The sequence below is a fragment of the Streptomyces sp. NBC_01304 genome (genome assembly GCF_035975855.1).
Taxonomy (GTDB): domain Bacteria; phylum Actinomycetota; class Actinomycetes; order Streptomycetales; family Streptomycetaceae; genus Streptomyces.
Map to the genome: position 1 here is coordinate 2,568,914 of NZ_CP109055.1, position 25,831 is coordinate 2,594,744.

Annotated in this window: 23 protein-coding genes and 1 pseudogene; 8 read left to right on the forward strand and 16 right to left on the reverse strand. The window is 70.3% G+C overall.

Annotated elements, in window-relative coordinates:
- Nucleotides 1–99 precede the first annotated feature (99 nt).
- Nucleotides 100–861, forward strand: coding sequence for a hypothetical protein (locus OG430_RS11160; RefSeq protein WP_327352297.1), 762 nt, complete (start codon nt 100–102; stop codon nt 859–861).
- 15 nt (nt 862–876) lie between these two features.
- Here OG430_RS11160 and OG430_RS11165 read toward each other — a convergent pair whose 3' ends face one another.
- The 6 genes from OG430_RS11165 to murJ form a co-directional block, all read right to left on the reverse strand.
- Nucleotides 877–2,139, reverse strand: coding sequence for a cytochrome P450 (locus OG430_RS11165; RefSeq protein ID WP_327352298.1), 1,263 nt, complete (start codon nt 2,137–2,139; stop codon nt 877–879).
- Nucleotides 2,140–2,147: 8 nt separating this feature from the next.
- Nucleotides 2,148–2,939 (reverse strand): alpha/beta fold hydrolase, encoded by a 792-nt coding sequence (locus tag OG430_RS11170; protein WP_327352299.1) that lies wholly within the window; start codon nt 2,937–2,939, stop codon nt 2,148–2,150.
- Between the two features lie 101 nt (nt 2,940–3,040).
- On the reverse strand, nt 3,041–3,595 hold the full coding sequence (locus OG430_RS11175) for a hypothetical protein (RefSeq protein ID WP_327352300.1): 555 nt from the start codon (nt 3,593–3,595) through the stop codon (nt 3,041–3,043).
- Nucleotides 3,592–5,013 (reverse strand): HAMP domain-containing sensor histidine kinase, encoded by a 1,422-nt coding sequence (locus tag OG430_RS11180; RefSeq protein ID WP_327352301.1) that lies wholly within the window; start codon nt 5,011–5,013, stop codon nt 3,592–3,594. Before OG430_RS11180 ends, OG430_RS11175 begins: the two co-directional genes overlap by 4 nt.
- 48 nt (nt 5,014–5,061) lie before the next feature.
- Nucleotides 5,062–5,742, reverse strand: coding sequence for a response regulator transcription factor (locus tag OG430_RS11185; protein ID WP_327352302.1), 681 nt, complete (start codon nt 5,740–5,742; stop codon nt 5,062–5,064).
- Between the two features lie 67 nt (nt 5,743–5,809).
- On the reverse strand, nt 5,810–7,441 hold the full coding sequence (murJ, locus tag OG430_RS11190; RefSeq protein ID WP_327352303.1) for a murein biosynthesis integral membrane protein MurJ: 1,632 nt from the start codon (nt 7,439–7,441) through the stop codon (nt 5,810–5,812).
- 284 nt (nt 7,442–7,725) lie between these two features.
- Here murJ and OG430_RS11195 point away from each other — a divergent pair, with 284 nt between their 5' ends.
- Complete coding sequence (locus tag OG430_RS11195; protein ID WP_442816469.1) at nt 7,726–8,949, forward strand: Ig-like domain-containing protein; 1,224 nt, start codon at nt 7,726–7,728, stop codon at nt 8,947–8,949.
- Between the two features lie 115 nt (nt 8,950–9,064).
- The gene (locus OG430_RS11200) at nt 9,065–10,660 is read left to right on the forward strand and encodes an alpha/beta fold hydrolase (protein WP_327352304.1); all 1,596 of its coding nucleotides are present in this window, start codon (nt 9,065–9,067) and stop codon (nt 10,658–10,660) included.
- 57 nt (nt 10,661–10,717) lie between these two features.
- Here the strand turns inward: OG430_RS11200 and OG430_RS11205 are convergent, their stop codons facing one another.
- The 6 genes from OG430_RS11205 to OG430_RS11230 form a co-directional block, all read right to left on the reverse strand.
- Nucleotides 10,718–11,587: an amino acid ABC transporter permease gene (locus tag OG430_RS11205; protein WP_327352305.1), complete on the reverse strand. Its 870-nt coding sequence runs from the start codon at nt 11,585–11,587 to the stop codon at nt 10,718–10,720.
- Nucleotides 11,584–12,228: an amino acid ABC transporter permease gene (locus OG430_RS11210; protein ID WP_327352306.1), complete on the reverse strand. Its 645-nt coding sequence runs from the start codon at nt 12,226–12,228 to the stop codon at nt 11,584–11,586. Before OG430_RS11210 ends, OG430_RS11205 begins: the two co-directional genes overlap by 4 nt.
- A 13-nt stretch (nt 12,229–12,241) precedes the next feature.
- Nucleotides 12,242–13,150: a glutamate ABC transporter substrate-binding protein gene (locus tag OG430_RS11215; protein WP_327352307.1), complete on the reverse strand. Its 909-nt coding sequence runs from the start codon at nt 13,148–13,150 to the stop codon at nt 12,242–12,244.
- A gap of 19 nt (nt 13,151–13,169) precedes the next feature.
- Nucleotides 13,170–13,913 carry an amino acid ABC transporter ATP-binding protein gene (locus OG430_RS11220; RefSeq protein WP_327352308.1) on the reverse strand — a complete coding sequence of 248 codons (744 nt, stop codon included), beginning with the start codon at nt 13,911–13,913 and terminating at the stop codon, nt 13,170–13,172.
- 167 nt (nt 13,914–14,080) lie between these two features.
- Nucleotides 14,081–14,521, reverse strand: a complete 441-nt coding sequence (locus OG430_RS11225; RefSeq protein WP_327352309.1) for a DUF6278 family protein — start codon at nt 14,519–14,521, stop codon at nt 14,081–14,083.
- Between the two features lie 135 nt (nt 14,522–14,656).
- Nucleotides 14,657–15,739, reverse strand: a complete 1,083-nt coding sequence (locus tag OG430_RS11230; RefSeq protein WP_442816470.1) for a glycerophosphodiester phosphodiesterase family protein — start codon at nt 15,737–15,739, stop codon at nt 14,657–14,659.
- A 191-nt stretch (nt 15,740–15,930) separates the two neighbouring features.
- Here OG430_RS11230 and OG430_RS11235 point away from each other — a divergent pair, with 191 nt between their 5' ends.
- Nucleotides 15,931–16,785 (forward strand): calcium-binding protein, encoded by an 855-nt coding sequence (locus tag OG430_RS11235; protein ID WP_327352310.1) that lies wholly within the window; start codon nt 15,931–15,933, stop codon nt 16,783–16,785.
- A gap of 85 nt (nt 16,786–16,870) precedes the next feature.
- On the forward strand, nt 16,871–18,676 hold the full coding sequence (locus tag OG430_RS11240; protein ID WP_327352311.1) for an SGNH/GDSL hydrolase family protein: 1,806 nt from the start codon (nt 16,871–16,873) through the stop codon (nt 18,674–18,676).
- A gap of 96 nt (nt 18,677–18,772) precedes the next feature.
- Here OG430_RS11240 and OG430_RS11245 read toward each other — a convergent pair.
- Nucleotides 18,773–20,005: pseudogene (locus OG430_RS11245) on the reverse strand (chloride channel protein); the annotation flags it as partial.
- A gap of 198 nt (nt 20,006–20,203) precedes the next feature.
- Entirely contained in the window at nt 20,204–20,983 is a 780-nt protein-coding gene (locus OG430_RS11250) for an exodeoxyribonuclease III (RefSeq protein WP_327352312.1), read from the reverse strand.
- 90 nt (nt 20,984–21,073) lie between these two features.
- Between OG430_RS11250 and OG430_RS11255 the strand changes: the two genes are divergently transcribed.
- The 3 genes from OG430_RS11255 (at nt 21,074) to OG430_RS11265 (ending at nt 23,700) form a co-directional block, all read left to right on the forward strand.
- Nucleotides 21,074–21,541, forward strand: coding sequence for a MarR family transcriptional regulator (locus tag OG430_RS11255; RefSeq protein ID WP_327352313.1), 468 nt, complete (start codon nt 21,074–21,076; stop codon nt 21,539–21,541).
- A gap of 82 nt (nt 21,542–21,623) precedes the next feature.
- Complete coding sequence (locus OG430_RS11260) at nt 21,624–22,196, forward strand: hydrolase (RefSeq protein WP_327352314.1); 573 nt, start codon at nt 21,624–21,626, stop codon at nt 22,194–22,196.
- 1 nt (nt 22,197) lies between these two features.
- The gene (locus OG430_RS11265; protein WP_327352315.1) at nt 22,198–23,700 is read left to right on the forward strand and encodes an FUSC family protein; all 1,503 of its coding nucleotides are present in this window, start codon (nt 22,198–22,200) and stop codon (nt 23,698–23,700) included.
- On the opposite strand, the gene OG430_RS11270 is transcribed toward OG430_RS11265, so the two are convergent.
- The gene (locus OG430_RS11270; protein WP_327352316.1) at nt 23,672–24,319 is read right to left on the reverse strand and encodes an MBL fold metallo-hydrolase; all 648 of its coding nucleotides are present in this window, start codon (nt 24,317–24,319) and stop codon (nt 23,672–23,674) included. The two genes, OG430_RS11265 and OG430_RS11270, sit on opposite strands and share 29 nt — an antisense overlap.
- Nucleotides 24,320–24,331: 12 nt before the next feature.
- Nucleotides 24,332–25,603 carry a bifunctional 3-oxoadipate enol-lactonase/4-carboxymuconolactone decarboxylase PcaDC gene (gene pcaDC, locus OG430_RS11275; protein WP_327352317.1) on the reverse strand — a complete coding sequence of 424 codons (1,272 nt, stop codon included), beginning with the start codon at nt 25,601–25,603 and terminating at the stop codon, nt 24,332–24,334.
- Between the last annotated feature and the right edge of the window lie 228 nt (nt 25,604–25,831).

Below are 25,831 nucleotides of genomic sequence, written 5' to 3' on the forward strand. Positions count from 1 at the left end.
ACGACTGTCTGCGCAGCGTAACTTCATGGCACAAGACCCGGCAGCCCCCTTCGAACCCCTCTCGAACAGCGAGACGCAGGCCCGCTAGCATGCCCGCCCATGAATGAAGACCTGCGCAATATCGTCCTCGGCGTCGTCGCCGCGGGGCTCGCCGCCTCGCTCGGCTGGTTCGCCCGTACGTATCTGTGGAGCCGCAAGCTACGGCGCAAGCAGGCCTTCTTCGGCCTCCCCGAGAACTCCGAGTCGCTGCTCGTGGTGGGGCGGGACGCGGGCGGGCCCGAGTTCTCGGTCGCCCGCAACGACGTCTTCTCGCTGCTCGAGCTGTCCGCGCTGATCAAGGACTGCGGGGCGCACGCCCAGGTCATCACGCACGATGTGGCGCAGCAGGGCTTCGGCGAGCGCACCGAGTTCTGCGTGGGCGGGCCCGCCTCGAACCGCCGGATGGCCGCGCACATGCACTCGCTGCTTCCCGGCATACGCGTCAACGTCGAGCCGGAGCCCGGCCCGGACCGCGGCGCCTTCCAGATCGGCAGCGAGCGCTACCGCATGGAGCCGGGCCGCACCGAGTACGTGGTGCTGGCCCGCCTCACCGCCGGGCAGGGCGAGGAGGCGAGACCCGTCTTCCTCTTCTGCGGCCAGCGTGCGATCACCAACCAGGCGGCGACCCGCTATCTGGCGCGCAACCACGAGCGCCTCGCCCGCAAGCACGGCGGCAACACCTTCGTGCTGCTCCTGAAGGTCACCAACTCGCAGGCGTACGGCGCCGATGTGGTCGAGCTGGTCGCCGATGTGACCCGGGCCGCACAGACCCCGCTGCCCGCACCGAAGGGCGGCGCCCACCGCGCGGGCGCCAAGGACTGACCGTCCAAGGCCGCTTCACCTCACCCTCATCGGCAGCGACTTGATGCCGTGGATGAAGTTGGAGACGAGGCGGCGCGGCCGGTCCACGGGCTCCAGTTCGGGCAGGGCGCGCAGCGTCTCCTCGTACAGGACCCGCAGTTGGAGGCGTGCGAAGTGCGCGCCGAGACAGACGTGCGGTCCGTCGCCGAAGGACACGTGCGGGTTGGGTGTTCTGGCGAGGTCCAGGCGGTACGGGGCCGCGAAGGCCCGCTCGTCGTAGTTGGCGCTCGCGTGCAGCACGACGACCTTGTCGCCCGCCGCGATCTTCTGCCCCGCGAGCTCGGCGTCGCGGGCGGCGGTGCGCCGGAAGGTGAGCACGGGCGGGTGCCAGCGCAGGAGTTCCTCGACCGCGGTGTCCAGGCCGACCTCGCCGGCGCGCAGCCGGCGGTGCTCGTCGGGGTGCTCGGCGAGCGCGAGGAGGCCGCCGGGGGCGGCGCTGCGTACGGTGTCGTTGCCCGCGACGGTCAGCAGGAAGAAGAACATCTCCAGCTCGTCCCTGCCGAGCCGGATGTCGCCGTCGGTGGCGTGCGCGAGGGCGGTCATGACGTCGTCGCTGGGGCAGCGGCGCTTGAACGCGGCGAGCCGCTGCGCGTAGTCGAACATCTCGCGGAGCATCGCGGGGGAGCGCGGATTGACGGGCCGCCCGTCGGCGCCGCGTACGACGGCGGGTGCCTCGTCCGGGTCCTGGTAGCCGATGACCCGCTCGGTCCAGTCGAGGAGCAGCCCCCGGTCGCCCGGTGGGACGCCGAGCAGGTCGGCGAGGTTGAGCAGCGCGTAGTCGTCGGTGACGGCCGCCACCAGGTCGACCACCGAGCCCGACTCCCTTGCCACGCCGAGGAGTTCACGGGCGCGGGCGCGGGCTCGCTCCTCGAACCGGTCGATGCGTCCCGGAGTGAAGGCCCTGCTGACGAGGCGGCGCAGGCGGCCGTGGTCGGGAGGGTCCTGGTTGAGCATCATGCGCCGGATGAACGGCAGGTCGTCCGGGTCGGGGTCGCGGATCTGGGTGGCGCCCAGGTGTGAGGAGTAGGTCGCGGGATCCTTGAGGACGCGTACGACATCCGCGTGCCGGGCGACCGCCCAGAAGCCGGGACCCGCGGGCCAGCCCAGGACCTCGTACTCGTCCTGCCAGGCCACCGGGTGTCGCTCGCGCAGCTCGCGGAGGGCGCTGTGCGGTATGCCGGTGGCGTACAGACGGGGATCGAAGACGTCGGGGACATCGGCGGTGGTGCGGTCGGCCATGGTCCTGCTCACTCGCCGTCCGCGCCGTCCACGCCGTCCGCGCGCAGGAAGTCCTCGACGGTGCGGATGAGGGCGAGCGGGGTCTCGTCCATCTCGTAGTGCCCGGACCGCTCCAGCTCCACCAGTTCGCCGCGTACGAACCAGCGCATCCAGGTCTGCCGCATCAACTCCGCGCTCAGCGCCGGGTCCAGCTCGCCCGCGATCGCCAGGGCCGGCACCTCGCACCCTTCCAGCTCGCCGTGGAAGTCCTCGAGCGCGAAGGAGTCGAGCCACGTCCGGAAGGCCTTGCTGTCGCTGGTGTCGAAGGACTGGCGGACCATGCGGTCGAGCCAGGCGGCCGGGCGGTTGCCGCCGGTGGTGTTGTCGAAGATGATGCGGCGGCTCTCGGGCTGCTCGGCGGCCGAGGCGAACAGCTCCCACTGCTCGGGCGGCAGCCCCAACCCGCTTGCCGGCACCGGCGATACGCCGACCAGCCGGCGCACCCGCGCGGGCGCCGCGGCGACCACCCGCTGCACGACCGAGCCGCCCATGGAGTGCCCGACGAGCGAGAACCGGTCCCAGCCCAAGTGGTCCGCGAGCACGAGGAGATCGGCGGCGCCCTCGCTGGTGGAGTAGACGCCGGGGACGTCCCGGGCCTCCCCGTAGCCGCGCAGATCGACGACGGCGTACGTGAACGAGTCGACGTCGAGGTCCGGCAGGACGGCCGCGTACGCGCTGCGGTCGGCGAGCCAGCCGTGCACGGCGATCACATGGTGGGGTCCGCTGCCGAGCAGCAGATGGGGCAGGACGAAGGAGGCCACGGTGACTCCGTTCGAAGGGGGCGAAGGGGGCGGGGATCACTCACTCCCGGATCACCCCCACGGTGGCCCCAACTCCCCCTTCCGGCAAGGGCGCACAGCGGTCAGAGTGTGCAGCGTGCAGGGCCGATCTGGCCGTCCGTGCCCTTGACAATGACCTGTACGTCACCTTCGTCTGCTGCTGTCGTCGGCGCCGGGTCGGCCGACCCGGCCGTCTTCTGGCCGGGCACCACCCGCGCCGCCTCGGCCGTGGTGCACACCAGCTGCCGACGGGCCACCGCGGACAGGCCCATGACGGGAATGCCGAGGTTCACCTGGAGCGCGTCACTGCGCCCGGAGAGCGTGACGGAACCGTACTTCACCGGCAGTTCGGTACTCAGCCGCGCGCCGCGCTCCCTCTCGTCCGGGCCCCCGAGCAGCATGTCGAGCGCCCCGGTGAAGGACATCCGCCCGCCCGTGTACCGGTGCACCGGCAGCACCTTGCGGTCCGGCGCGACGAAGTACAGCACGGTCGACCGTTCCCGGTCCGGCTGCAACTCCCCGGTGGCCGGCCGCCCCGACTCGATCACATCGGTGCCACGGATCCCGCAGCCCGTGAGCAGCAACGCGGGCAGCAGCGAAAGCGCCAGGAGGTCTCGGGCGCGCGGTCGCCGGATCACTGGGCCTCCTTGGGCAGCTCGACGGTGAACACGGCCCCGCCGGAAGGTCCGTTGGCGGCGCGCAGGGTGCCGCCGTGCAGCCGCACGTTCTCCTGGGTGATCGCCAGGCCGAGGCCGCTGCCGGCCGAGCGGGTGCGGGCGGCGTCCGCCTTGAAGAACCGGTCGAAGATGTGCGGCAGCACCTCGGGGGCGAGGCCGGGGCCGCTGTCGGCGACCTCCACTACGAGCTGCGGTCCTTCGGCGCGCATCCGTACGGTGACGGGCGCCTCGCCGTGCTTGAGCGCGTTGCCGACGAGGTTGGCGATGACCACGTCGAAGCGCCGGGGGTCGAGCGAGGCCCGTACCCCGTCCTGGAGTTCGGTGCGTATCTCGCCCTCCCAGCGGCGGCGCTGCAGGGTCTTGCGGATGGTTTCGGCGGCGTCGACCTCGTCGCGGTTGAGCTCGGCCGCCTTGGCGTCGAAGCGGGAGATCTCCATCAGGTCCTCGACCAGGACGGCGAGGCGTCCGGTCTCGGTGCTGATCAGGCGGACCGCGGAGGCGGTGTCCTCATCGAGGCGTTCGGCGTCCTCGTCGAGGACCTCGGTGACGGCGAGCATCCCGGCGAGCGGGGTGCGCAGTTCGTGCGAGACGTCGGCGGCGAAGCGTCTGGCCCTTGCCTCGGCGTCCTGGAGTTCGCCCACGGTGCGTTCGAGTTCACCCGACGACTCGTTGAACGTCCTTGCCAGATCGGCGAGTTCGTCGGAGCCCTTCACCTCGATCCGGGTGTCGAGCTTGCCGCGCCCGAGGCGCAGGGCGGCCCGCCGCAGGTCGCGCACCGGGCGCAGCACGCTGCGGGAGGCGAGCAGCGCGGGCACCAGGGCGATGCCGAGCGCGGGCAGGGCGCCGTCGCGGGCGGCGGTGACCATGGCGTCGACGGTCTCGCCCTCGGTGTCCAGGCCCATGACGGCGTACACGACGAGCCCGGTGGGCCGGGTGGTCGAGCCGTACGTCGCCGTCACCGGCACGGCCACGGTCAGCTCGGGCTCGCCGTTGTTCACCACGCGCTGGAAGGAGGTGTGGCCGTCGTCCTGTGCCTCGCGGCGCAGCTCGGGCGTGATGACCGTCGATTCGGGCCGGTCGGAGTTGGAGGCCTTGAGCCCCGCGTACTGAGCGAAGACCATCCAGGGGTGCGGCCTGGCGCGCTTGCCCACGCTCCTGCACAGCTCGTCCAGGGCCGCCTGGTCCATGGGCAGTTGGAATGCCACCCCGTCCAGCTGGTCGCGCAGGGACCCGATGGCGGTGTCCTGGCTCTGCTTGAGGATCGCCGAGCGGGCCTCGCGGTAGGTGAGCGTGGCGGTGGTGGCGGCGCTGATCGCGGCCACCAGGAGGAAGGCGGCGATCAGTCGCGTACGCAGCCCGAAGCGGGCCGGAAACCTCACGGCGACCGCCTCACGGCAGGAACCTCGACGTCGCCCCCGGCAGCGACCTCACAGCGGCCCGAACCGATACCCGAAGCCCCGCACGGTCTGGATGTAGCGGGGGCTGCCCGGCACGTCCTCGACCTTGTTGCGCAGCCGCCGCACACACGCGTCCACGAGCCGCGCGTCCGCGTGGTAGTCGTGCTCCCAGACGTATTCGAGGAGCTGCTGGCGGCTGAAGACCTGCTCGGGCGCGCCCGCGAGATGCAGCAGCAGCTTGAGCTCGGAGGGGGCGAGCGAGATCCGCTCCCCCGCCTTGGCCACGGTGAGCCCGGCCCGGTCGATGGCGAGCTCGCCGTGGAACTCGACGTCCTGGCGCGTCCCGTGGCTCGCGTGGCGGCGCAGCACCGCGCGGATGCGGGCCTCGATGATCTCGGTGCGGGCGGGCTTGACGATGTAGTCGTCCGCGCCGGCCTCCAGGCCGATGACCACGTCGAAGTCGTCGCCGCGTGCGGTGAGCATGATGATCGGGAGCTGGCCGGCCTCGCGGATGCGGGTGCAGACCTGGACGCCGTTGAGGCCCGGCAGCATCAGGTCGAGCAGCACCAGCTCCGGCTGGAACTCGTTGAGCGCGGCGAGCCCCGCCTCGCCCGTCGCGGCCGCCCGCACCTCGTGGCCGCGACGGCGCAGTCCGAGCGCGACCCCTTCGCGTACGGAGGGGTCGTCTTCTATGAGGAGCAGACGTGGCATGGCACTCAGTATTGCCGGACAAATTCTATGAATCGCCCAATAGGCGCATCAAAGCTGCCAACAGTGACTAACGTCCCACGCGCCGGGTGACCTTGCCGAGCATCGCCCCGATCTCCGGAATCCCGAGCGGCCGCGCGAGGAGCACCACCACGCCGAGCAGCACCGCCCCGCCGGCCCCCGCCGCCACGAAGTCCCCGGCCCCCGCGACCAGGCGCGCGGCTCCGTATCCGAGCGCCCCCGCCGGTACGACGGCCGCGAGGAGCCGCAGATGCGCCCCGAGCGCACCGGGGCCCGCCGTCCGCTCGGGCAGCCTGCGGTGCAGGGTGTACGCGGTCACGGCGAACCCGGCGAACAGCGCCACCGAGTAGGCCCCCGCCATGCCGGTCACCGCCCAACGGGTGGGCAGCAGCAGATAGGCGACGTACGACAGAAGGGCGTTGAGCCCGGCGATCACGAGGTTCAGGAAGAACGGGGTGCGGGTGTCGCCCATCGCGTAGAAGCCCCGGGACAGGACGTACTGCCCGGAGAAGGCGACGAGCCCCGGCGCGAACGCCATGAGCATGCCCGCCATGACCGCGACATCGTCGGCCCCGGCCGCCCCGTACCCGTACACCGCCCCGATCAGCCACGGCGCGAGCGCGAGGAGCGCACAGCTCGCGGGCACGACGAGGGCGGCGGACGACCGCAGCGCATAGGACACGTCGGCGCGAACCGCCCGCAGATCCTGCTCGGCGGCGGCCCTGCTCATCCGCGGAAGGAGCGCGGTGACCAGCGAGACGGTGACGATGCCCTGCGGCACCGCCCACAGCAGCTGGGCATTGCTGTACGCCATGTATCCGGCGCCGCCGTCGACACCGGAGTCGACCGCCCGGTGCCCCACGGTCGTGGAGAGCTTCGTCACCACCCAGTACGCGCCCTGATTCGAGAGCACGAGCAGCAGCAGCCAGCCCGCCGACCTGAGCGGCCGCCTGAGCCCGCTCCCCCGCAGGTCGAACCGCGGCCGCCACCGGAACCCGGAGCCGCGCAGCGCGGGGATCAGCGCGAGGGCCTGGACGGCGATCCCGGCGGTGGTACCCCACCCGAGCAGCCGCGCCTCACCGGAACTGAGCGTGTCGCCGCCCGCGGCAACCGCGAGATAGAACCCGAAGACGGCCGTGATCACGACATTGCTCAGCACCGGCGTCCACATCATGGCGCCGAATCTGCCGCGCGCGTTGAGCACTTGGCCGAGCAGGGTGAACAGGCCGTAGAAGAAGATCTGCGGCAGGCAGTACCGGGCGAGCGCCGTCGTCAGCTCCGCCTGCTGCCCGGTGTAGTCGGTGTACGCGTCCACGAGGAGCGGCGCGGCGAGCACCGCGGCCGCCGTGATCACGACGAGTGCCGTCAGGCAGACGGTGAGGAACCGGTCGGTGTACGCGGCCCCGCCGTCCTTGTGTTCCTTGGCGACCCGCACCAGCTCGGGCACGAAGACGCCGTTGAGCGCTCCGCCGATGAGCAGGACGTACAGCATGTTCGGCACCACGTTGGCGACGGTGTACCCGTCGCCGAGCAGCGTGGTGCCGAGGGCGGCGACCACGACTGCGGAGCGCACGAACCCGGTGGCCCTGGAGACGAGCGACCCGGCGGCCATCAGGGCACTGCTGCGGCCTATGGAGGCGGGCGCGGCCTGCTCGGGTGCGGTCGTGGCGGAGGTGGTCATAAGAGGTGCAGGGTACGCGGCGCCCCTCGCGCGACTCGATCCGGGGCAGATCGGGGGCACACCAATTCCCCGTCCCCCAGGGCCTTTCGGCCTTTCCCGGGAGGCGAAAGTCCCACGGAATCCCACGGAGTCCCGCGGAGTCCCACGGAATGTGACCGGACCGCGACGGTTGCCCTGCAATCCACGTCACACACGGATTCAGGAGTTTTTCAGCTTCTTTGGCAACCTAAAGTCCGGCTATCGACTCATCCCCTTCGGACAGAGATTGCAATGGAGGTCTCCCGTTGAGCCGCATACGTCGCCACACCCAGCCCGGCCGCCCCGGCCGTTCGCGCCACGTCCGCCACGCCGCACTCGCCGGCACCGCGGTCTTGGCCCTGGCACTCACCGCCTGTGGGGGTGGCTCCGGCAAGAGCGCCGCCGAGCTGAAGGCCGACAAGACGGCCAAGATCTCGGTGAACCTCCAGGGCGACAACGCCAAGGCCGGCGAGCCGGTGAAGATCACCCTCGCCGACGGCAAGCTCTCGGACGTCTCGGTCAGCGACACCAAGGGCGGGAAGCTGTCGGGCAAGATATCCGCCGACGGCAAGACCTGGACCTCGGAGCGCGTCACGTCCCCCGCCACGCAGTACAAGGTGCAGGTGAAGGACGACCAGAGCCGCACCGCCGAGCAGTCCTTCGGCACCGAGAAGGCCGCGAAGGTCAACAAGCTCAACATGTACCCGGGCAAGGGCACCACGGTCGGCGTCGCCCAGCCGATCTCGCTCGTCTTCGACAACCCGGTGAAGAACAAGGCCGACATCGAGAAGCACCTCAAGGTGACCACCTCGAACAGCACCGAGGGTTCCTGGGGCTGGGTCGAGGACTACTCCGGCAAGGACCGCATCGACTGGCGGCCCAAGGAGCACTGGAAGTCCGGTACGAAGGTGAAACTGGACGCCGATCTCAACGGCATCAACTCCGGTGACGGCGGCGGCTGGTTCGTCCGCGATTACGACACCGATTTCACCATCGGCAAGAACCAGGAATTCAAGGTCGACCTGGGCACCAAGCAGCTCTCCCTCGTGCAGGACGGCAAGACGGTGAAGACCGTTCCCGTCGCGGCCGGAACTCCGGGCGGCGAAAAGGCCTCCTGGAGCGGAAAGATGGTCCTCATGGCCAAGGAGGGCACCATCAACATGACCTCCCAGTCCGTGGGCCTCGGCGACGCCTACGACAAGATGGTCGACGACTCGATGCGGCTGACCTGGTCCGGTATGTACATGCATGCCGCCCCGTGGAACAACGGCAACTTCGGCGTGAAGAACAACAGTTCGGGCTGCGTCGGCATGAGCAAGTCGGACGCCGACTCGATCTACGCCCAGGCGCAGGTCGGCGACCCCGTGGAGGTCACGGGCCCGGGCTCCAAGGGCCAGGCGAAGCTCGGCAACGGCTACGGCGAATGGAACATGACCTACGCCGAGTGGCAGGCCAAGAGCGCGCTGCACGGCCAGCAGTCGGGCCAATAGTCCAGCAGCCTGGCCAATAATCGTTACCCGCGCGTAACTTACCGACGGGTTACCTCGGGTAAACGCCCGAGGTTACCGTCGGGTCACTTTGCACTGGACGAGTGAGGAGTGACCCGTGGTTCACGCACCCAAGGCCCTGCGCACGACGTCGATCGGTACGGTCTCGGCCGCGCTGGTGGCGGGCGCCGCGTTCGGCCTGGCCCCTGCCGCGCAGGCCGCCCCCGCCCGGCAGGCCGCGACGGCTGCTTCCTCCGACGTACGTTTCGTCGACATCGCCGGCGACGGCGGCACGATCCTCAAGGCCAACGTCTTCACCCCGACCGGCGCCAAGACCGGCACCAAGTACCCGGTGATCGTGCTCCCGACGAGCTGGGCCATGCCCCAGATCGAGTACGTCGCGCAGGCCAAGAAGCTCGCCGACTCCGGCTATGTGGTGGTCGGTTACAACTCCCGGGGCTTCTGGCAGTCCGGCGGCGAGATCGAGACGGCCGGCCCCCGGGACATCGCGGACGCCTCCAAGGTCATCGACTGGGCGCTCGCCAACACCCCCGCCGACGCCGACAAGATCGGCATGGCGGGCGTCTCGTACGGCGCGGGCATCAGCCTGCTGGCCGCCGCGCACGACAAGCGGATCAAGGCGGTTGCCGCGATGAGCGGCTGGGCCGACCTGATCGACTCGATCTACTCGGGCCGCACCCAGCATCTGCAGGCCGCAGCCCTGCTCGGCGGCGCCGGCTTCCTCACCGGCCGACCAGGGCCCGAACTCCAGCAGACCCTCAAGGACTTCCTCGGCTCGAACCTGGCCAAGGAACAGGAAATGATCGACTGGGGCAAGAAGCGCTCCCCCGCGACCTACCTGGACAAGCTCAACCAGAACAAGCCGGCCCTGATGCTCGGCAACGCCTGGGGCGACACGCTCTTCCCGCCCAACCAGTACGCCGACTTCTACGAGAAGTTCACCGGCCCCAAGCGCCTGGAGTTCCGCCCCGGCGACCACGCGACGGCCGAGGCGACGGGCCTGTTCGGTCTGCCCAACGACGTCTGGACGGACACCCAGCGCTGGTTCGACCACTACCTCAAGGGCGCGGACAACGGCATCGACCGCGAGCAGCCGGTCCAGCTCAAGTCCCGCACCACGGGCGGCTACGAGGGCTACCCGGACTGGAAGTCGGTCGGCGCGGACCGCCGCAAGATCGAGCTCGGCTCCACCCAGCGGATCCACGCGAACATCGACTCGGGCGCCAACGGCGGCATCACGCTGCTCTCCAACGCCCTGGACCAGATCCTCAAGATCCCGCCGATGGCGTCGATCCCGCTGCTGCCGCGGATGTTCGCCGGGGTCTGGGAGTCCGAGCGGTACGCCACGGACCAGCACGTACGCGGTACGGCGAAGCTGCACACCACGGTCACCAGCACCAAGGAGAGCGGCACCCTCGTCGCCTACCTCTACGACGTGGGCCCGCTCGGCCTCGGCAAGCTGGTCTCCAACGCGCCGTACACCTTCCACGGCAAGACGCCCGGGCAGCCGTTCGGCGTGGACCTGGAGTTGTTCTCCACGGCCTACGACGTACCGGCCGGCCACAAGCTGGCCGTGGTGGTCGACACGGTCGACCCGCTCTACATCGAGCACAACCCGACCGGCGCGCAGCTGACCTTCTCCTCTCCCGCGGCCGACCCGTCGTACCTGTCGGTCCCGCTGCGCGAGAAGTGACCTTCCTGCGCGAGAAGTGATCACCGGCTGCTGCCGGGTCGGGCTTGGCTCTACGAGCTACTGCACACCTGGCAGCAGCGTCCCGGGTTCGGCCGGTGCCACGTCCACGGCCTCGGTCTTGGGACTGCGCTTCTGCCTCTTGGCCACCCAGGTGGCGAACCAGGAGAGAAGCATGCACATCCCGATGTAGATCGGCGAGATCACCATCACGACCGGGATGAACGGCAAATCGTAGTCGAGATTCGACGCGATCAGCTTCCCGGCATGGAGGAACTCCTCGTACGTGATCAGATAGCCGAGCGAGGTGTCCTTCAGGGCCACCACCAGCTGGCTGATGATGGCGGGCAGCATGGCCCGGACGGCCTGCGGCGCGAGGACGTAACTCATGACCTGCGTCTTGCGCATGCCGAGGGCGTACGACGCCTCCCGCTGCCCGCGTTCCACGGAGTTGACGCCGGAGCGGAACACCTCGGCGAGGACCGAGCCGTTGTAGAGCGTCAGCCCCGCGACCAGGGCGGGCAGCGGCTGCACCTTCAGCGCCACGAAGACGAAGAAGATCATCACCAGTACGGGCATGGCGCGGAAGAACTCGACGATCAGGGTGGCCACCCAGCGCACCGGCTTGTGGTCCGACAGGCGCCCGACCGCGAGCACCGTGCCGAGGGCCAGGGAAAGCACCGCGGCGATGGCGAAGGCCTTGAGGGTGTTGCCGAGGCCCTTGAGCAGCAGTTCCTGAATGCCCTTGTACTCGAAGGGCCGCCACTTGGTGACGGTGAACTGGTCGGTGTCGAACAGCAGATAGAGGATCCAGCCGGCGAGCCCGAGGATCAGCACGGTCGACGCGGCGCCGTACAGCTTGTGGCGGCGCTCGGTCTTGGGCCCCGGGATGTCGTAGAGGGCGTTGGAGTCGTGGTCGAGGGCCTTCATCGGGCAACCCCCCAGCGCTTTTCAAGAATGTTGAAGAGCGCGCTGATGGTGAGAGTGATGATCAGGTAGCCGAGGGCGATCCAGACGAAGGTCCAGATGATGCTGTAGCCCAGCTCGTTGAGCGTCTTGTAGGTGCCGAGCAGCTCGGTGACGCTGAAGGCGCCGGCGATCGCCGAGTTCTTGGCGAGGGCGATCAGGTTGGAGCCGACCGGCGGGATCACGGACCGGAAGGCCTGCGGCAGGACGACCTGGGACAGGGTCTGGCTGAAGCTCATCCCGAGACTGCGGGCCGCCTCGCCCTGCCCCTTGGGCACGGTGTTGATGCCCGAGCGCAGCGCCTCGCAGATGAAGGCCGAGGTGTAGCAGCCGAGCGCGAGGACCGCGAACACCTTGAAGGGCAGCACGAGTCCGAAGCGCGGCAGCCCGAGCAGCACCGCGAAGAACAGCAACGTCAGCGGGGTGTTGCGCAGAATCGCCACCCACACGGTGCCGAAGACCCGGAAGGACCCGACCGGGGAGACCCGGAAGGATGCCATGACGAATCCGAGCACCAGCGCCAACAGCGAGGCGTAGATGGTGAGTTCGACAGTTCCGAGGAACCCCTTGCCATAGGTGGAGAAGTTGTCCGTCAGTACGTTCATGTCCGGTGCCCCCTCAGCTCGCCGGGTAGCGGTCGATGGCGGGCGGTGTGGGCGCCGGCACGCCGGACAGGCCGAGCGTGACGTCGTAGGCCTTCTTCCAGTCGCCGTTCTTCTCGTGCGCCTCGATGGCGTCGTCGAGGGCGAAGCGCAGCGTGTTGTCGCCCTTCGGTACGCCGATGCCGTAGGGCTCCTTGGAGAAGGGCTTGCCGACCAGCTTGAGCTCGTCGGGCACCTTGGCCGCGTAGCCCATCAGGATCGTGTCGTCGGTGGTGACGGCGTCGACCTGGTAGGTCAGCAGGTTGTCGACACAGATCGAGTACGTGTCGTACGCGACGAGGATCGCCTTCGGGTAGTCGGCCTGGATCCGCTGGTACGGGGTCGAACCGGCGGCCGAGCAGACCTTCTTGCCGTTCAGGTCCCCGGGCCCGTGGATGTCGTCGTTGTCCTTGTTGACGAGCAGGCCCTGGCCGGCCATGTAGTACGGGCCGCCGAAGCCGACGAGCTTCTTGCGGTTGTCGTTGATGGTGTAGGTGCCGACGTAGTAGTCGATCTGCCCGTTCTGCAGGGCCGTTTCGCGGTTGGCCGAGGCGATCGTCTTGAACTCGATCGACTTCGGGTCGAAGCCGAGGGACGCCGACATCATCTTGGCGATCTCGATGTCGAAACCGGAGTACGTCCCGGTCGCGGGGTCCTTCTCACCGAGGTAGGGCTGGTCCTCCTTGGCGCCCACCACGAGGTGCCCGCGCCGCTTGGCCTTGTTCCAGGTGCCGGAGTCGGTGAGCTGGAAGCCCTGCGCCACCTGGTACTTGGGCAGGTCCTCAGGTTTGGGTCCCTTGGTCGGCGGGCTGCCCTCCTTGCCGCAGCCGGCTGCGGCAAGGGCGGCGAGGGTGAGCACCGCGAGCACACGTGTCGTACGCATCATGAGTAGTCGCACCCCGCCTTCAGTGCTTGAGGATCTTGGAGAGGAAGTCCTTGGCGCGGTCGCTCTCCGGGTTGTTGAAGAAGTCCTCGGGGGCGCGGTCCTCGACGATTCTGCCGTCGGCCATGAACACGACGCGGTTGGCGGCCGAGCGGGCGAAGCCCATCTCGTGCGTGACGACGACCATCGTCATGCCGTCGCTGGCCAGCTGCTGCATGACCTCGAGTACTTCGTTGATCATCTCGGGGTCGAGGGCCGAGGTGGGCTCGTCGAAGAGCATCACCTTCGGGTCCATGGCCAGGGCGCGGGCGATGGCCACGCGCTGCTGCTGGCCGCCGGAGAGCTGCGCCGGGAACTTCTCGGCGTGTGCCTCGAGGCCCACGCGTTCCAGGAGCTCGTGCGACCGCTTGTCGGCCTCGTCCTTCTTGCGGCCGCGCACCTTGACCTGCGCAAGGGAGACGTTCTGCAGAACGGTCTTGTGCGCGAAGAGGTTGAAGGACTGGAAGACCATCCCCACCTCGGCCCGGAGCTTCGCCAGCGCCTTCCCCTCCTCGGGGAGCGGCCGGCCGTCCAGGCTGATCTGTCCCGACTGGATCGTCTCCAGCCGGTTGATCGTCCGGCAGAGCGTTGATTTGCCCGAGCCGGACGGGCCGATGACCACCACCACCTCCCCGCGTCCGACGGTGAGATTGATGTCCTGCAGGACATGCAATTCCCCGTAGTACTTGTTGACGTCCCGCAGCTCGATCAACGGATCGACGGCCATGCCCAGCCCTACCCACTCATCGCTCGTGTCGCAGTCCGCGCAAACTATCCGGCGCAATATGGGACTTAATAGGCGACACGCACTTATAGGGCATTAACCGTATTTGCGGCAAGGACTTTTGGGCGGGGCGGGCCAAGTCCTGGAGGGCGGGGCCACGTACGGATACGTCAGGCCTCGGCGGCCTCCGCGTACACCTGGGACAGCTCCGGCGCTCCGCTCACCGCCCACTCCAGGCCCGCCTCGACCACCTGGACCGACCGGCCCGAGGCCAGCCGGACCACGGGGTGGCCGCCGGGCCAGACGTGCCAGGACGCGCCCGGCACGGTGCGCACGAGCACCGTGCCGAGGTAGAGCCCGGCGTCATTGCCCAGCCAGGGCAGCGCCTCGGGGTCGTCCCGCCAGCGCGGCGGCAGCTGGTCGAGCGCCTCCAACGACGCGGGGCTGTCGTCCAGTTCGAGGCCCGCGCGCTGGGCCTGGGAGCGCAGGAGCTCGCACTCGGAGAGCAGCTCGGCCACGCCTGCCGGATCCTCCTCGAACGCGGCGGCGAGGCCCGCACCCCGGGCGTCTGCCTGGCGTTTGCGCCACTTCTCCAAGAACGGAATGTTCATGATCCGTCTCCCCGTGCCAAGTTGGCCCTGGTCGGCCGCAGTTGTCCACTGGTCACATGAGATCATCTCCCACTTGTCTCCCATTCTCCCTCGAAGACACACGAAACCAGCGGCACGGGGATCCCCGAACGAGCCTCAGCGCGGCCGGTAGGCCTTGGGCAGGCGCATGCCGCGGTCGGCCATGATCTGGCGTACGCGGTCGGGGTAGTCGGTGATGATGCCGTCGTTGCCCATGTCCATCAGGGCCTCGATGGTGGCGGGGTCGTCGCAGGTCCACGGGACGACCTTCAGGCCACGGGCGTGCGCGGCCGAGGTCATGGAGCGGTCGGCGTAGAAGCGGAAGCCCGGGTCGCCGACCTTGCCGTTCTGCGGGAAGCCGTAGTTCGGGGACAGGGTCGTGACGCCCTCGATGGTGGCGGCGGCCTTCACGAAGTCGCCGTCGTAGTCGTCGGCGTCGATCCCGCCGAGCCAGGGCGAGGCGCCGGGCTTGCCGACCTGGAGGAAGTCGTAGTTGGTGAGGGCGACCAGCGGCCACTTCGGCGCCAGCCTGTGCATGGCCATGAGCGCGCCCCAGTCGAAGGACTGGATGCTGACCTGGCGCTCGATGCCCGAGGCGTGGATCTCCTCGTACACCCGGCGGACGAACAGCTCGCGCGGCGCGGTCTGTTCGGGCGCGCCCGCCTCGATCTTCGTCTCGATGTTCAGGGTGACCTGCTTGGCGCGGTAGCGCTTCACCAGGCCGAGCACGTCCTTGAGCTCGACCATGCGCAGGCCCTTGATCTGCTCCTGCTGGGGGAAGCCGGGCAGCTGCTGGTAGCCGCAGTCCATGGTTCTGATCTGGGCGAGGGTGAGGTCCTTGATGTATTTCCCGACGTACGGGTACATCGGGTCGCCCGGCGTCAGGGGTCCGGTGTCGCGGCACTTGGTGGCGTTGACCTGACGGTCGTGGGTGACGACGACCTTGAGGTCCTTGGTGATCTGGGTGTCCAGCTCCAGCGTGGAGACCCCGAGGCGCAGCGCCTTGCCGAACCCTTCGAGGGACGACTCGGTGGTCAGGCCGAGGCCGCCACGGTGAGCCTGGAGGTCGAAGTGGGTCTTGCGGGGCGGTACTTGGGGGCCTTCGGCCGATATCGCGTGCGCGGCCGCCGGGGCGGTGAGTACCGCTGCCAGGGCCAGTCCTACCAGCGTCTGAGGTGCGGGCATCGAAACCTCGCTCATGTCGGTTCGGTCGCTTCCATCGTTCGCTCGCTTGCATCGGCCCGGCGGGTTCGGGCTGAACGCCCGGAGAACCCGAGGAGACAACTCAGTGCCCTCGCTCCCCAGGGGCAACCACGGGCACACACCGGAGGTCACACAGGCCGTCACACCAGCTATCGCACAACTCGCTTGTGCAGCACGGAGGTTATGGCATGTCCTCGCACCGCGTAAGTCGCCGCTCGCCCCGCACCGCCGCAGCCCTGACGCTGGGTCTCGGCACCGCGCTGGCGCTGCCGCTCGTCCTCGCTCCGGCGGCCGGCGCCGCGGCCTCCCGGGCCACCGCCGCGGTCGACGACGCCGGCCGCGAGGTCCTCTACACGGCCGCCGCCGGCCAGACCAACAAGGTGACCGTCACCGAGACGAAGAGCAGCGGCCTCACCCACCTCACGTACGTGATCGACGACGTCGTCCCGATCGACGCGGGCACCGGCTGCACCCACCCCGACGGAGCGGACCTGACCGTGGTCTCCTGCACGGTCCCCACCCTGGACACCCAGGACCCGTACTCCACGCTGACCATGGCCCTCGCCGACGGCGACGACAGCGCCACCGTGAACAACACCACCGGCCAGGCCTACTACAGCAACGCCATTCATCTGGGCGCGGGCAAGGACCGGTTGACGAACACCGGAACCGTCGACGGCAGCACCGTCTGGGGCGACGCGGGCGACGACACCCTCACGGTCGGCCCGGCATCGTTCGTGTTCGCCGGCGACGGCAACGACACGGTCCACACCACCGGCGACATCGTGGAGGGCGGCCTCGGCAACGACGTCGTCCAGGGCAGCGACGGCACCCAGATCCTGCGCGGCGACGACGGGAACGACACGCTGTACGGCGGTCGCGGCGACGACCTGCTGTACGGGGGCGCGGGCCACGACTCCCTCTGGGGCAACAGCGGCTTCGACCAGCTGTGGGGCAACAGCGGCAACGACAAGCTGTACGGCGGACCCGACCGGGACACGCTCTCCGGCGGGCCCGGCACGGACGTCGAGCGCCAGGACTGACCCATCGGGCGGACCCGACCGCCCTTGAGTTCAGGCCGAGTTCAGGCCGGGGTCATTGACGCGTTGCCGCGGCCTCCTTAGCTTCATGGCGCATCTGTCGTCACAGGGTGAGCAGGAGGAGACGGTCGTGCGCAGACGTATCTGGGGTGCAGCCGTCACCCTCGCCCTGCTCGCTTCGGCCGCCCCGGTGGCGGGGGCGGCCGAGGCCCCGGTCACCGGGGCGCTGCCGCTGGAGCGGCTGTTCGACAACCGGGCGGTGAGTGCCGACTCCGCGCCGGCCGAGGCCGACTTCGACGGCTCGGGCGCCTCGCTGTCCGCGCAGGACCTGGGCGCGGCGGGCTGGACGCCCGGACGGACGCTGTCCATCGACGCGGCCCGGCTGCGGCTGCCCCGTACGGCACCGGGTGAGCCCGACAACGTACGGGCCGATGGCCAGTCGGTTCGGGTACGCGGCCGGGGCGAGGCGCTGTCCTTCCTGGTCGCGGGCACGGGCGGCGAGGCGAGCGGCGCGGGGACCGTGCGCTATCGGGACGGCTCGCGCAGCGGCTATCGGCTCACCGCGCCCGACTGGCGCTCGGGTCCCCTCTCCACCAAGTCCGTCGCGCTGCCGCACCTCAACACTCCCGGCGGTCAACTCGCCGAGCAGGCACGGCTGTACGTCGTCTCCGTGCCCCTCGCCCGGGGCCGCGAGGTCGCCTCCGTCGAGCTGCCGCGTGACGGCGGACCCGATCTGCATGTGTTCGCGCTGTCGGTACGGGAGGCCGCGCGGGGCTGGACCGGGAGCTGGTCGGCCTCGACCGCCGGGTACACGGCGGTCGGGCCGTGGTCCGACCGGACGCTGCGGCTCGTGGTGCACACGGCGGCGGGCGGGCCCCGGGTGCGGATCCGGCTCGACAACACCTTCGCGGCGGCGCCGGTGCGGATCGGGAGCGCGTCGGTGGCCGTGCAGGCCGCCGGGGCCGGGGCGAAGGGCAAGCCGGTCGCGCTGAGCTTCCGGGGCGCCGCGGGAGCCGAAATCCCGGCGGGGGCCCAACTGTTCAGCGATCCACTCGGCTTCGACGTACCGGCCGACGCCAACCTCCTGGTGAGCTTCCACCTGCCGGACACGGTGACCACGGCGCCCGTGCACAGCCAGGCGATCCAGCGTTCGTACGTCAGCGAGCCGGGCGACCACACCGCTGCCGCCGACGCGGGCGCGTACACGTCGACCCTCTCGACCTGGCCGTTCCTGACGGGCGTGGACGTGGGTGGCGGGCCCGGGTCCGTGGTGATGCTGGGCGACTCCATCACGGACGGCGTGAAGTCGACGCAGGACGCGAACGCGCGCTGGCCCAATGTGCTGGCCCGCCGGCTGCTCGCGCAGTCCGCCGTGCCGCGGTACGGCGTGATCAACCACGGCATCTCGGCGAACCGGGTCACCCAGGACGCCTACCTCGGGGACGGGGTGTCCACCAATACGGGCGGGGTGAGTGCGCTGCACCGCCTGGAGCGGGATGTCCTCTCCCAGACCTCGGTCCGTACGGTGATCGTCTTCGAGGGCGTCAACGATGTGCGGTGGGGTGTGCGGGCGGACCAAGTCATCGCGGGGTTGCGGGAGATCGCTGCGCGGGGGCGGGAGCGGGGGTTGCGGGTTGTTGCCGCGACGATTGCGCCCTGCGAGGGGGAATCGCGGTGTACGGCCGCGGTGGATGCGGAGCGGGTTGCGGTGAATTCTTGGATTCGGGCGAGTGGGGTGTACGACGGGGTCGTGGATTTCGATGCGGTGCTTCGGGATCCTGCGCATCCTTCGCGGATGCTGGGCGCGTATGACAGTGGGGATCATCTGCATCCTGGGGATGCGGGGTTGGCTGCGCTCGGGGAGTCGATTGATCTGCGGGTGCTGGGGGGTTGAGGTTCTTTTCAGCCCCTCCCCGCCCCTTCCCGAAACCCTCCGGAGGCCGGGGGCTGCGCCCCCGGACCCCCCTTGTCCTCAAACGCCGGCGGCAGCCTTACGGGAAGGGGCGGGGTGGGGGAAAATGTCGATGCCCCGACGCGCCAGCTTCAACGTGTAGATCGTTTCCATGCTGAGCATCCGGCTCACCCCCGTGGCCAACGCCACCGCCAGCATGAACGGCAGGATCAGCCCCCACTCCCCCGTGAGCTCCACCATGATCACCACGGCAGTGATCGGCGCGCGGGCCGAGCCCGCGACCACCGCCGCCATGCCCACCAGAGCGAACTCCGCCGCAGACCCCGGCCCCGTCTGCAGCACCCCGGAGACCACCGCGCCGAAGACGCCGCCCAGCATCGCGCCCATGAAGAGGGAGGGCGCGAAGACGCCGCCGGACCCGCCGATGCCCATCGTCAGGCTGGTCGCGACCATCTTGCCGAGGAGCAGGATCAGCATCAGGCCGATCGCGTAGTGCCCGCGCACCGCGTTCTCCAGGACCGGGTAGCCGACGCCGTACATCTGCGGGAGCAGGAGGAGCAGTCCGCCGAGCGCCAGGCCGCCCACCGCGGGGCGCAGCCACTCGGGGCCGCGCCAGATGCGGTCGCAGAGGTCCTCGACCGCGTACAGGAGGCGGGTGAAGAAGATGCCGGCCGCGCCCGCGACGATGCCCAGGGCCGCGAACAGCAGGTAGATGTCCGGGTGTTGGACGTGCAGCTCGGGCAGGGCCAGGAAGGGGGTGTCGCCGAAGACCGCGCGGGAGAGGAGGCAGGAGGTCACCGACGCGAGGGCGACGAGGCCGAAGGTGCGGGCGTTCCAGCGGCGCAGGATCAGCTCCATGGCGAACACGGCGCCGCCGAGGGGAGCGTTGAAGGTGGCGGCGATGCCGCCGGCCGCGCCGCAGGCGAGCAGCAGCTTGGTGCGTTCCTCGTCGGCCTTGATGAGGGCGCCGAAGCTCGCGCCGAGGGCGGAGCCGATCTGCACGATGGGGCCCTCGCGGCCGACCGATCCGCCGCCGCCGATGCACAGGGCGGAGGCGAGGGACTTCACGACGGCGACGCGGCCCTTGATGCGGCCGCCGTTCTGCGCGACGGCGAGCATGACCTCGGGCACTCCGTGGCCGCGCGCCTCACGGGCGTAGCGATGGACGAGCGGGCCGTAGATGAGGCCCGCGACCACCGGCGTGAGCAGCACGAAGTACGGGCCGAGGAAGGTGAGTCCGGGGTGCGCGGCGTGTCCGGCCGAGGCGTAGTCGGCATGTCCGGAGAACAGCCGGGTGGCGCCCTCCAGCATGAAGCGGAAGACGACGGCTCCGGCGCCCGCGCCGAGGCCGATGAGCAGCACAAGGCCGACTGCCTTCAGCTGGTCCCGGTGGTCGGGACGGAGTTTCGCTGAAATCAGGGCATAGCTGGGCATAACCCAACGGTAGGAGCGCGGAGGTGGCCGGCGACAGTGCCGACCGACCTCAGCCGCACGGGGCGAACGACCAGGTCAGACGTCCAGGTCCACCACGACCGGGGCGTGGTCGGAGGCGCCCTTGCCCTTGCGCTCCTCGCGGTCCACGTACGAGTCGGTGACGGCCTTGGTGAAGGGCTCGTTGCCGTAGACCAGGTCGATGCGCATGCCGCGGTTCTTGGGGAAGCCGAGGTTGCGGTAGTCCCAGAAGGTGAACGGCACGTCGTACTTCAGCGGCCGGGGCATGACCTCGGTGAGGCCCCCCTCGAGCAGCGCGGCGAGGGCGGCACGCTCGGCCGGGGTGACGTGCGTGGCCCCTTCGAAGAGGCTGATGTCCCAGACGTCCTCGTCGGTGGGTGCGACGTTGTAGTCGCCCATGATCGCGAAGGGGCGGGCGCCGGCCACGTCGGCGGCCGTGGCCGCCTTCAGCGCCTTGAACCACTCCAGCTTGTACGCGTAGTGCGGGTGCTCCGGCTCCCGGCCGTTCGGCACGTACACCGACCAGACGCGGACGCCGCCGCAGGTCGCGGAGATGGCGCGCGGCTCCTGGGCGCCCTCGTAATCCGGGCCGCCGGGCAGGCCGGTGACGACGTCCTCGATGCCGACCCGGGAGACCAGTGCCACGCCGTTCCACCGGCCCGTGGCGTTCACCGCGGACTCGTAGCCCAGCTCGCGGAGCTCGTCCGCCGGGAACTGCTCGGCGGCGCACTTGGTCTCCTGGATGCACAGCACGTCCGTGCCGCTGTTCTCCAGCCAGGCCAGCAGGCGGGGCAGACGGGCGGTGATCGAGTTCACGTTCCAGGTGGCGATGCGCATGCCCCACAACCTACCGGGCGGCACTGACAACAGGGGGAGATCGACAGGCAAACTTGCAAGTTTGCCTGTTTGACAGTTAGCCTGTTGAACATGACGGAATCCCAGACTCCACAAACTCCGGAACCCCTGTCCCGGCAGGAGCTGGGCGTCATGGCCCAGGACCTGCGGGCCTCGCTCGACCGGCTGCTGCGCAAGATCCGCGCATCGGCGGCCGACGAAGGCCTCTCGCTCTCCCAGTCCTCGCTCCTCAAGCGGCTCGCCCGGGACGGCGCCGCCACCCCGGCCGCCCTCGCGCGCGCCGAGCTGGTCCGGCCGCAGTCCATGCTCGCCACGATCAAGGCGCTCGACGCCGAGGGATTCGTGGCGCGCAGATCGCATCCGACCGACGGCCGCCAGGTCCTCATCGAGCTCACCGAGGACGGCCGCGAACGCCTGCGCAAGCGGCAAGAAGTGCGTGAGGACGCCCTCACCCGCATGCTCGAAGAGCGGCTCGACCCGGCGGAACAGCATGCGCTGGCCGCGGCGACCGCCCTGCTCAGGCGGCTCGCGGAGGACTGACGACAAGCACAGGTCCGCCACCGACCGGGGCCCCGGATCCACCGGCCCCCTCCCCCGGCAACGTACGAAAAGGAACCGCACCATGCCCGCCACGACACTCGACCCGCGCACCGCACTCGTCCTCATCGACCTGCAGAACGGCATCCTCGGCCTGCCGACCGTGACCCCCTCCGCCGACGTGCTGGGGCAGGGCGCCAGGCTCGCCGAGGCCTTCCGGGCCAAGGGCCTGCCGGTCGTCCTGGTCCGGGTCGGCTGGTCGCAGGACGGCGGGGACCTGCCCGTCGGGCGGTCCGACGCGGGGCGGATGGCGGCGGCGCCGCCGGCCGCGTTCTCCGAGTTCCCGGCCGAACTCGGCCCCCAGGACGGCGACATCGTGATCACCAAGCACCACTGGGGCGCCTTCACCGGCACCGAGCTGGACCTCCAGCTGCGCCGCCGGGGCGTCACCCAGATCGTGCTCGCCGGGATCGCCACCAGCATCGGCGTCGAGTCCACGGCGCGCTCCGCCTGGGAGCTCGGCTACCACCTGACGCTCGTCGAGGACGCGTGCACCGACACCAACGCCGAGGCCCAGGCCAGCAGCCTCAAGAACATCTTCCCGAGGCTCTCCGAGGTGGACACCACGGACCGCGTGATCGAACTCCTCAGCGCCTGACATGGGCGCGCGCGGATTCGCGGGCGGCCTGACGGACGTCTTCCTGGCCCGCGAGGAGAACGGCCGCTACTCGTGGCAGCTGGCCCTGGGCACCATGATCGGCATGCTGGTGCCGATGCTGATCGGGATCGCCACCGATCACGTCGAGCACGGCATGACGATCGCCCTGTCCTCCGTCATCCTGGCGCTCGCCATCCCCCGCGGGTCCACCTCCGCGCGCGTGGCCGCGCTGGCCCAGCGCAGTCTCGTGATCACGGCGGCCGCGGCACTCGGCATCCTGGTCGCGGGCCATCTCGCGGCCACCACGGTCGCCATCGCCGTGATGGCGCTCCTCGTGCCGGTCCCCGCGCTCGGGGCGTCGGCGCTGATCGTCCTGGTGATCGCCGCGGAGCCCGCCGGGCGGATCGACAGCGTGGAACACATCGCACTGTTCGCCATCGGCGCCGTGTGGGGCTCGCTGCTCATCCTGCTGCCGTTCATCGGCGGCCCGCACACGCCCGTGGACAAGCGGGCCACCCCCGTGTCCGTGCGGCAGGCCCGGGACTCGCTGCGTACGGCCGTCACCGGGCGGACACCGCAGTTCCGGTACGCGGTGCGGCTGGCCGTCTGCTTCGCCCTCGCCTTCGTCGCCGTGACCCTGGCCGATCTGCCGCACGGGACCTGGGTGTTGATCGGCATCGCCACCACGATGCGGCCCAGCTGGGGCCAGACCACGCAGCGCATCGTGAAGCGCATGGGCGGCACGATCCTCGGCTCCGCCATCGGCGCCGCGCTGCTCACCCTGTCGGCGTCGTTCTCCCCGGTGCTGCTCGCCGTGATCACCGCCGTGCTCGCCGGGATCGCCCGGCCGTTGCGGCAGGTCAACTACGGGCTCTGGCCGATCTTCTGGGCCCCCGCGACGCTGCTCCTGCTGACCTTCGGTACGCATCCCAGCTGGGTCGACGCCGCCGAACGCGTCGGCAACAACGCGATGGGCGCGGTCCTCGCGGCCCTGGCGACGCTCGTGCTGTGGCCGCACCGCGAGGAGAGCGAGGTGCCGGGCCGGGTGGCGCTGCTGCTGAGCGCGCAGGCCCGCTGGCTGGACCGGGTGGCGTCCCTCATCGGACGGCCGCCGCCGGTGGAACGCCTGCACACCCGGCGCGCCTTCGAGGCCGCTCAGGCTGAACTCGCCGCATCCCGTGGGCGGTTGGCCACGCAGCCGCGCGCCTCCCAGGCACTCCTCGGCGAGCTCGACGCCACCACGGCCGCGGCGCGGCACCTGCGCGACCTCGTACAGGCGCACTCCCCGTACCACGCACCGGACCTGCCCCTCGATCCCGACGAACTGCGCGCCACCGCAGGGGACTTGAGAGACACGGCGGATCTGGTCGACGGCATCGGCGACGGCCCCGGGCCGCTCCCCTTCGCGGACGGGGAGATCCCCCGTGCCGCCGCCGCACTCATCCGCCACGCCACGGCCGCGGCCGCCGAAGGCGTCAGAGCTCGGCCACGTCCCCGGACGTGAGCCGGGAGTGCTCCGCGCCGCCCAGGTTCCCGATGTGGGTGTCGTAGATGGGCCGGGCCAGGTCCGTGAGCAGGGCGTCGTGGATGTCGATGGCGCGCCGCGGCTTGATCTCACGGACGTACTCGATGACCTCGGAGACCTTGCTCCACGGGGCCATGACGGGCAGCAGCAGTGTCTCGACCGGATGGTCGGGGACGGTCAGCGCGTCACCGGGGTGGAAGACCGAACCGTCCACCAGGAAGCCGACGTTGGTGATCCGCGGCAGCTCCGGGTGGATCACCGCGTGCAGCTCGCCGTGCACCTGTACGTCGAAGCCGGCGGCCGCGAACGTGTCGCCGTGCCCGACCGTGTGGATGCGCCCCGGGAACGCCGCCGAGACCTGGTCCGCGACGGAGCGCAGAGTCCAGATCTCGGCGGCCGGGTTCGCGTCCATGGCGAGGCGCAGCCGGTCCTCGTTGAAGTGGTCCGGGTGCTCGTGCGTCACGAGGATCGCGTCGGCGCCGGCCGCCGCGTCCTGCTCGCTGAAGCCGCCCGGGTCGATGACGAGCGTCTGCCCGTCCTTCTCCAGTCGGATGCAGGCGTGCGCCTTCTTCGTGAGCTCAATCTGCAAGGGCTTCATGAGCCCATCCTGCTACTCCTGCGGCGTGGTCTCTTCCCGTACGACCGCCTTCGCCACCTTGAACGCCGCGTTCGCCGCGGGAACTCCGCAGTAGACGGCCGCCTGGAGCAGCACTTCCTTGATCTCGTCCGGGGTGAGGCCGTTGCGCAGGGCCGCCCTCACGTGGAAGGCCAGCTCGTCCAGGTGCCCGCCGGCGACCATCGCGGTCAGCGTGACGCAGCTGCGCATCCGGCGGTCGAGGCCGGGCCGGGCCCAGACCTCGCCCCAGGCGTAGCGCGTGATCAGGTCCTGGAAGTCGCCGGAGAAGGCATCGGCATCGGCCAGCGCCCGGTCGACGTGGGCGTCGCCGAGCACCTCGCGGCGCACCTTGAGCCCCGTCTCGTACAGGTCGGGGCGGCCCGGCTGCTCGGCTACCTCCATCGGCGCGATCTCGGCGATCGGGGCGGCCGGGGCCTGGGTGAGGACCGGCTTGACGGGGGGCGCCGGGATGGCCTGGTGGTGCTCGGTCCAGGCCGTGGAGAAGTGACGCACGAGAAGGTCACAGACGGCGGCGGGCTGCTCCACGGGCGCCAGGTGCGAGGCACCGGGGACGACCGCGAGCCGGGCGTCCGGGATGCCCGCGACGAGGGTGCGTGCCTCGGCGGGCCCGGTCACCTGGTCCTCGGAACCGACCAGGACGAGCGTCGGTACGCCGATGCGGCCCAGCTCGGCGCGGATGTCGAAGGCGGCGAGGGCCTCGCAGGCGGCGATGTAGCAGCCGGGATCGGTCGTACGCACCATCTGTACGGCCCACTCGGTGATCGCGGGCTGGTTGGCGGCGAAGCCCGGGGTGAACCAGCGCTCGGGCGACGTACGCGCCACCGGATCCAGCCCGTTCGTCCGGACGATCACGCCGCGCTGGCGGAACTCGTCGGCCGTGCCGAAGCGGGGCGAGGCGGCGATCAGCGCGAGGGAGGCCACGCGGTGCGGGTGGCGCAGGGCGAGGTCGGTGCCTATCGCGCCGCCGAGGGCACAGCCCGCGTAGCCGAAGCGCTGCACGCCGAGCTCGTCGAGCGTGGCGAGCACCCGGTCGGCGAGTTCGGCGACGGAGTCGGCGGGGTGCGCGGGGGCGCCGCCGTGGCCCGGCAGGTCGAAGCGGAAGATGCGCCATTGCTCGGAGAGCTCGGGTATCTGCCGGTCCCACATGTGCCATGTAGTGCCGAGTGACGGCCCCAGGATCAGGACCGGGGCGTCTTCTGGCCCGTCAAGGCGGTATTGCAGGGTTTCAGTCGTCGTCTCACTCACCCGCTCACGCTCCCACATCTCCGCTCCGCTTCGTGGCCGGGGGTGGGGACGCTTGCCGGATCTGCTCCAGGTATCCGCCGTTGTACGAAGATCCTTCACGTCGGGGTGGGGGGGTGTCGGGGTGGGGGCGCGGGGCCGCAGGGTGGGGGCGCGGGGCCGCGGGGTGCGGGGCCGCGCGGACCGCAGGGTGCGGGGCCGCGGGGTGCTGCCGGCAGGTGTCTTTCGGTG

Coding starts and splice junctions, on each gene's coding strand:
- OG430_RS11160 (WP_327352297.1), top strand. CDS start 100: ATGAATGAAGACCTGCGCAATATCGTCCTCGGCGTCGTCGCCGCGGGG.
- OG430_RS11165 (WP_327352298.1), bottom strand. CDS start 2,139: ATGGCCGACCGCACCACCGCCGATGTCCCCGACGTCTTCGATCCCCGT.
- OG430_RS11185 (WP_327352302.1), bottom strand. CDS start 5,742: ATGCCACGTCTGCTCCTCATAGAAGACGACCCCTCCGTACGCGAAGGG.
- murJ (WP_327352303.1), bottom strand. CDS start 7,441: ATGACCACCTCCGCCACGACCGCACCCGAGCAGGCCGCGCCCGCCTCC.
- OG430_RS11205 (WP_327352305.1), bottom strand. CDS start 11,587: ATGAAGGCCCTCGACCACGACTCCAACGCCCTCTACGACATCCCGGGG.
- OG430_RS11210 (WP_327352306.1), bottom strand. CDS start 12,228: ATGAACGTACTGACGGACAACTTCTCCACCTATGGCAAGGGGTTCCTC.
- OG430_RS11215 (WP_327352307.1), bottom strand. CDS start 13,150: ATGATGCGTACGACACGTGTGCTCGCGGTGCTCACCCTCGCCGCCCTT.
- OG430_RS11220 (WP_327352308.1), bottom strand. CDS start 13,913: ATGGCCGTCGATCCGTTGATCGAGCTGCGGGACGTCAACAAGTACTAC.
- OG430_RS11225 (WP_327352309.1), bottom strand. CDS start 14,521: ATGAACATTCCGTTCTTGGAGAAGTGGCGCAAACGCCAGGCAGACGCC.
- OG430_RS11230 (WP_442816470.1), bottom strand. CDS start 15,739: ATGAGCGAGGTTTCGATGCCCGCACCTCAGACGCTGGTAGGACTGGCC.
- OG430_RS11235 (WP_327352310.1), top strand. CDS start 15,931: ATGTCCTCGCACCGCGTAAGTCGCCGCTCGCCCCGCACCGCCGCAGCC.
- OG430_RS11240 (WP_327352311.1), top strand. CDS start 16,871: ATGGCGCATCTGTCGTCACAGGGTGAGCAGGAGGAGACGGTCGTGCGC.
- OG430_RS11250 (WP_327352312.1), bottom strand. CDS start 20,983: ATGCGCATCGCCACCTGGAACGTGAACTCGATCACCGCCCGTCTGCCC.
- OG430_RS11255 (WP_327352313.1), top strand. CDS start 21,074: ATGACGGAATCCCAGACTCCACAAACTCCGGAACCCCTGTCCCGGCAG.
- OG430_RS11260 (WP_327352314.1), top strand. CDS start 21,624: ATGCCCGCCACGACACTCGACCCGCGCACCGCACTCGTCCTCATCGAC.
- OG430_RS11265 (WP_327352315.1), top strand. CDS start 22,198: ATGGGCGCGCGCGGATTCGCGGGCGGCCTGACGGACGTCTTCCTGGCC.
- OG430_RS11270 (WP_327352316.1), bottom strand. CDS start 24,319: ATGAAGCCCTTGCAGATTGAGCTCACGAAGAAGGCGCACGCCTGCATC.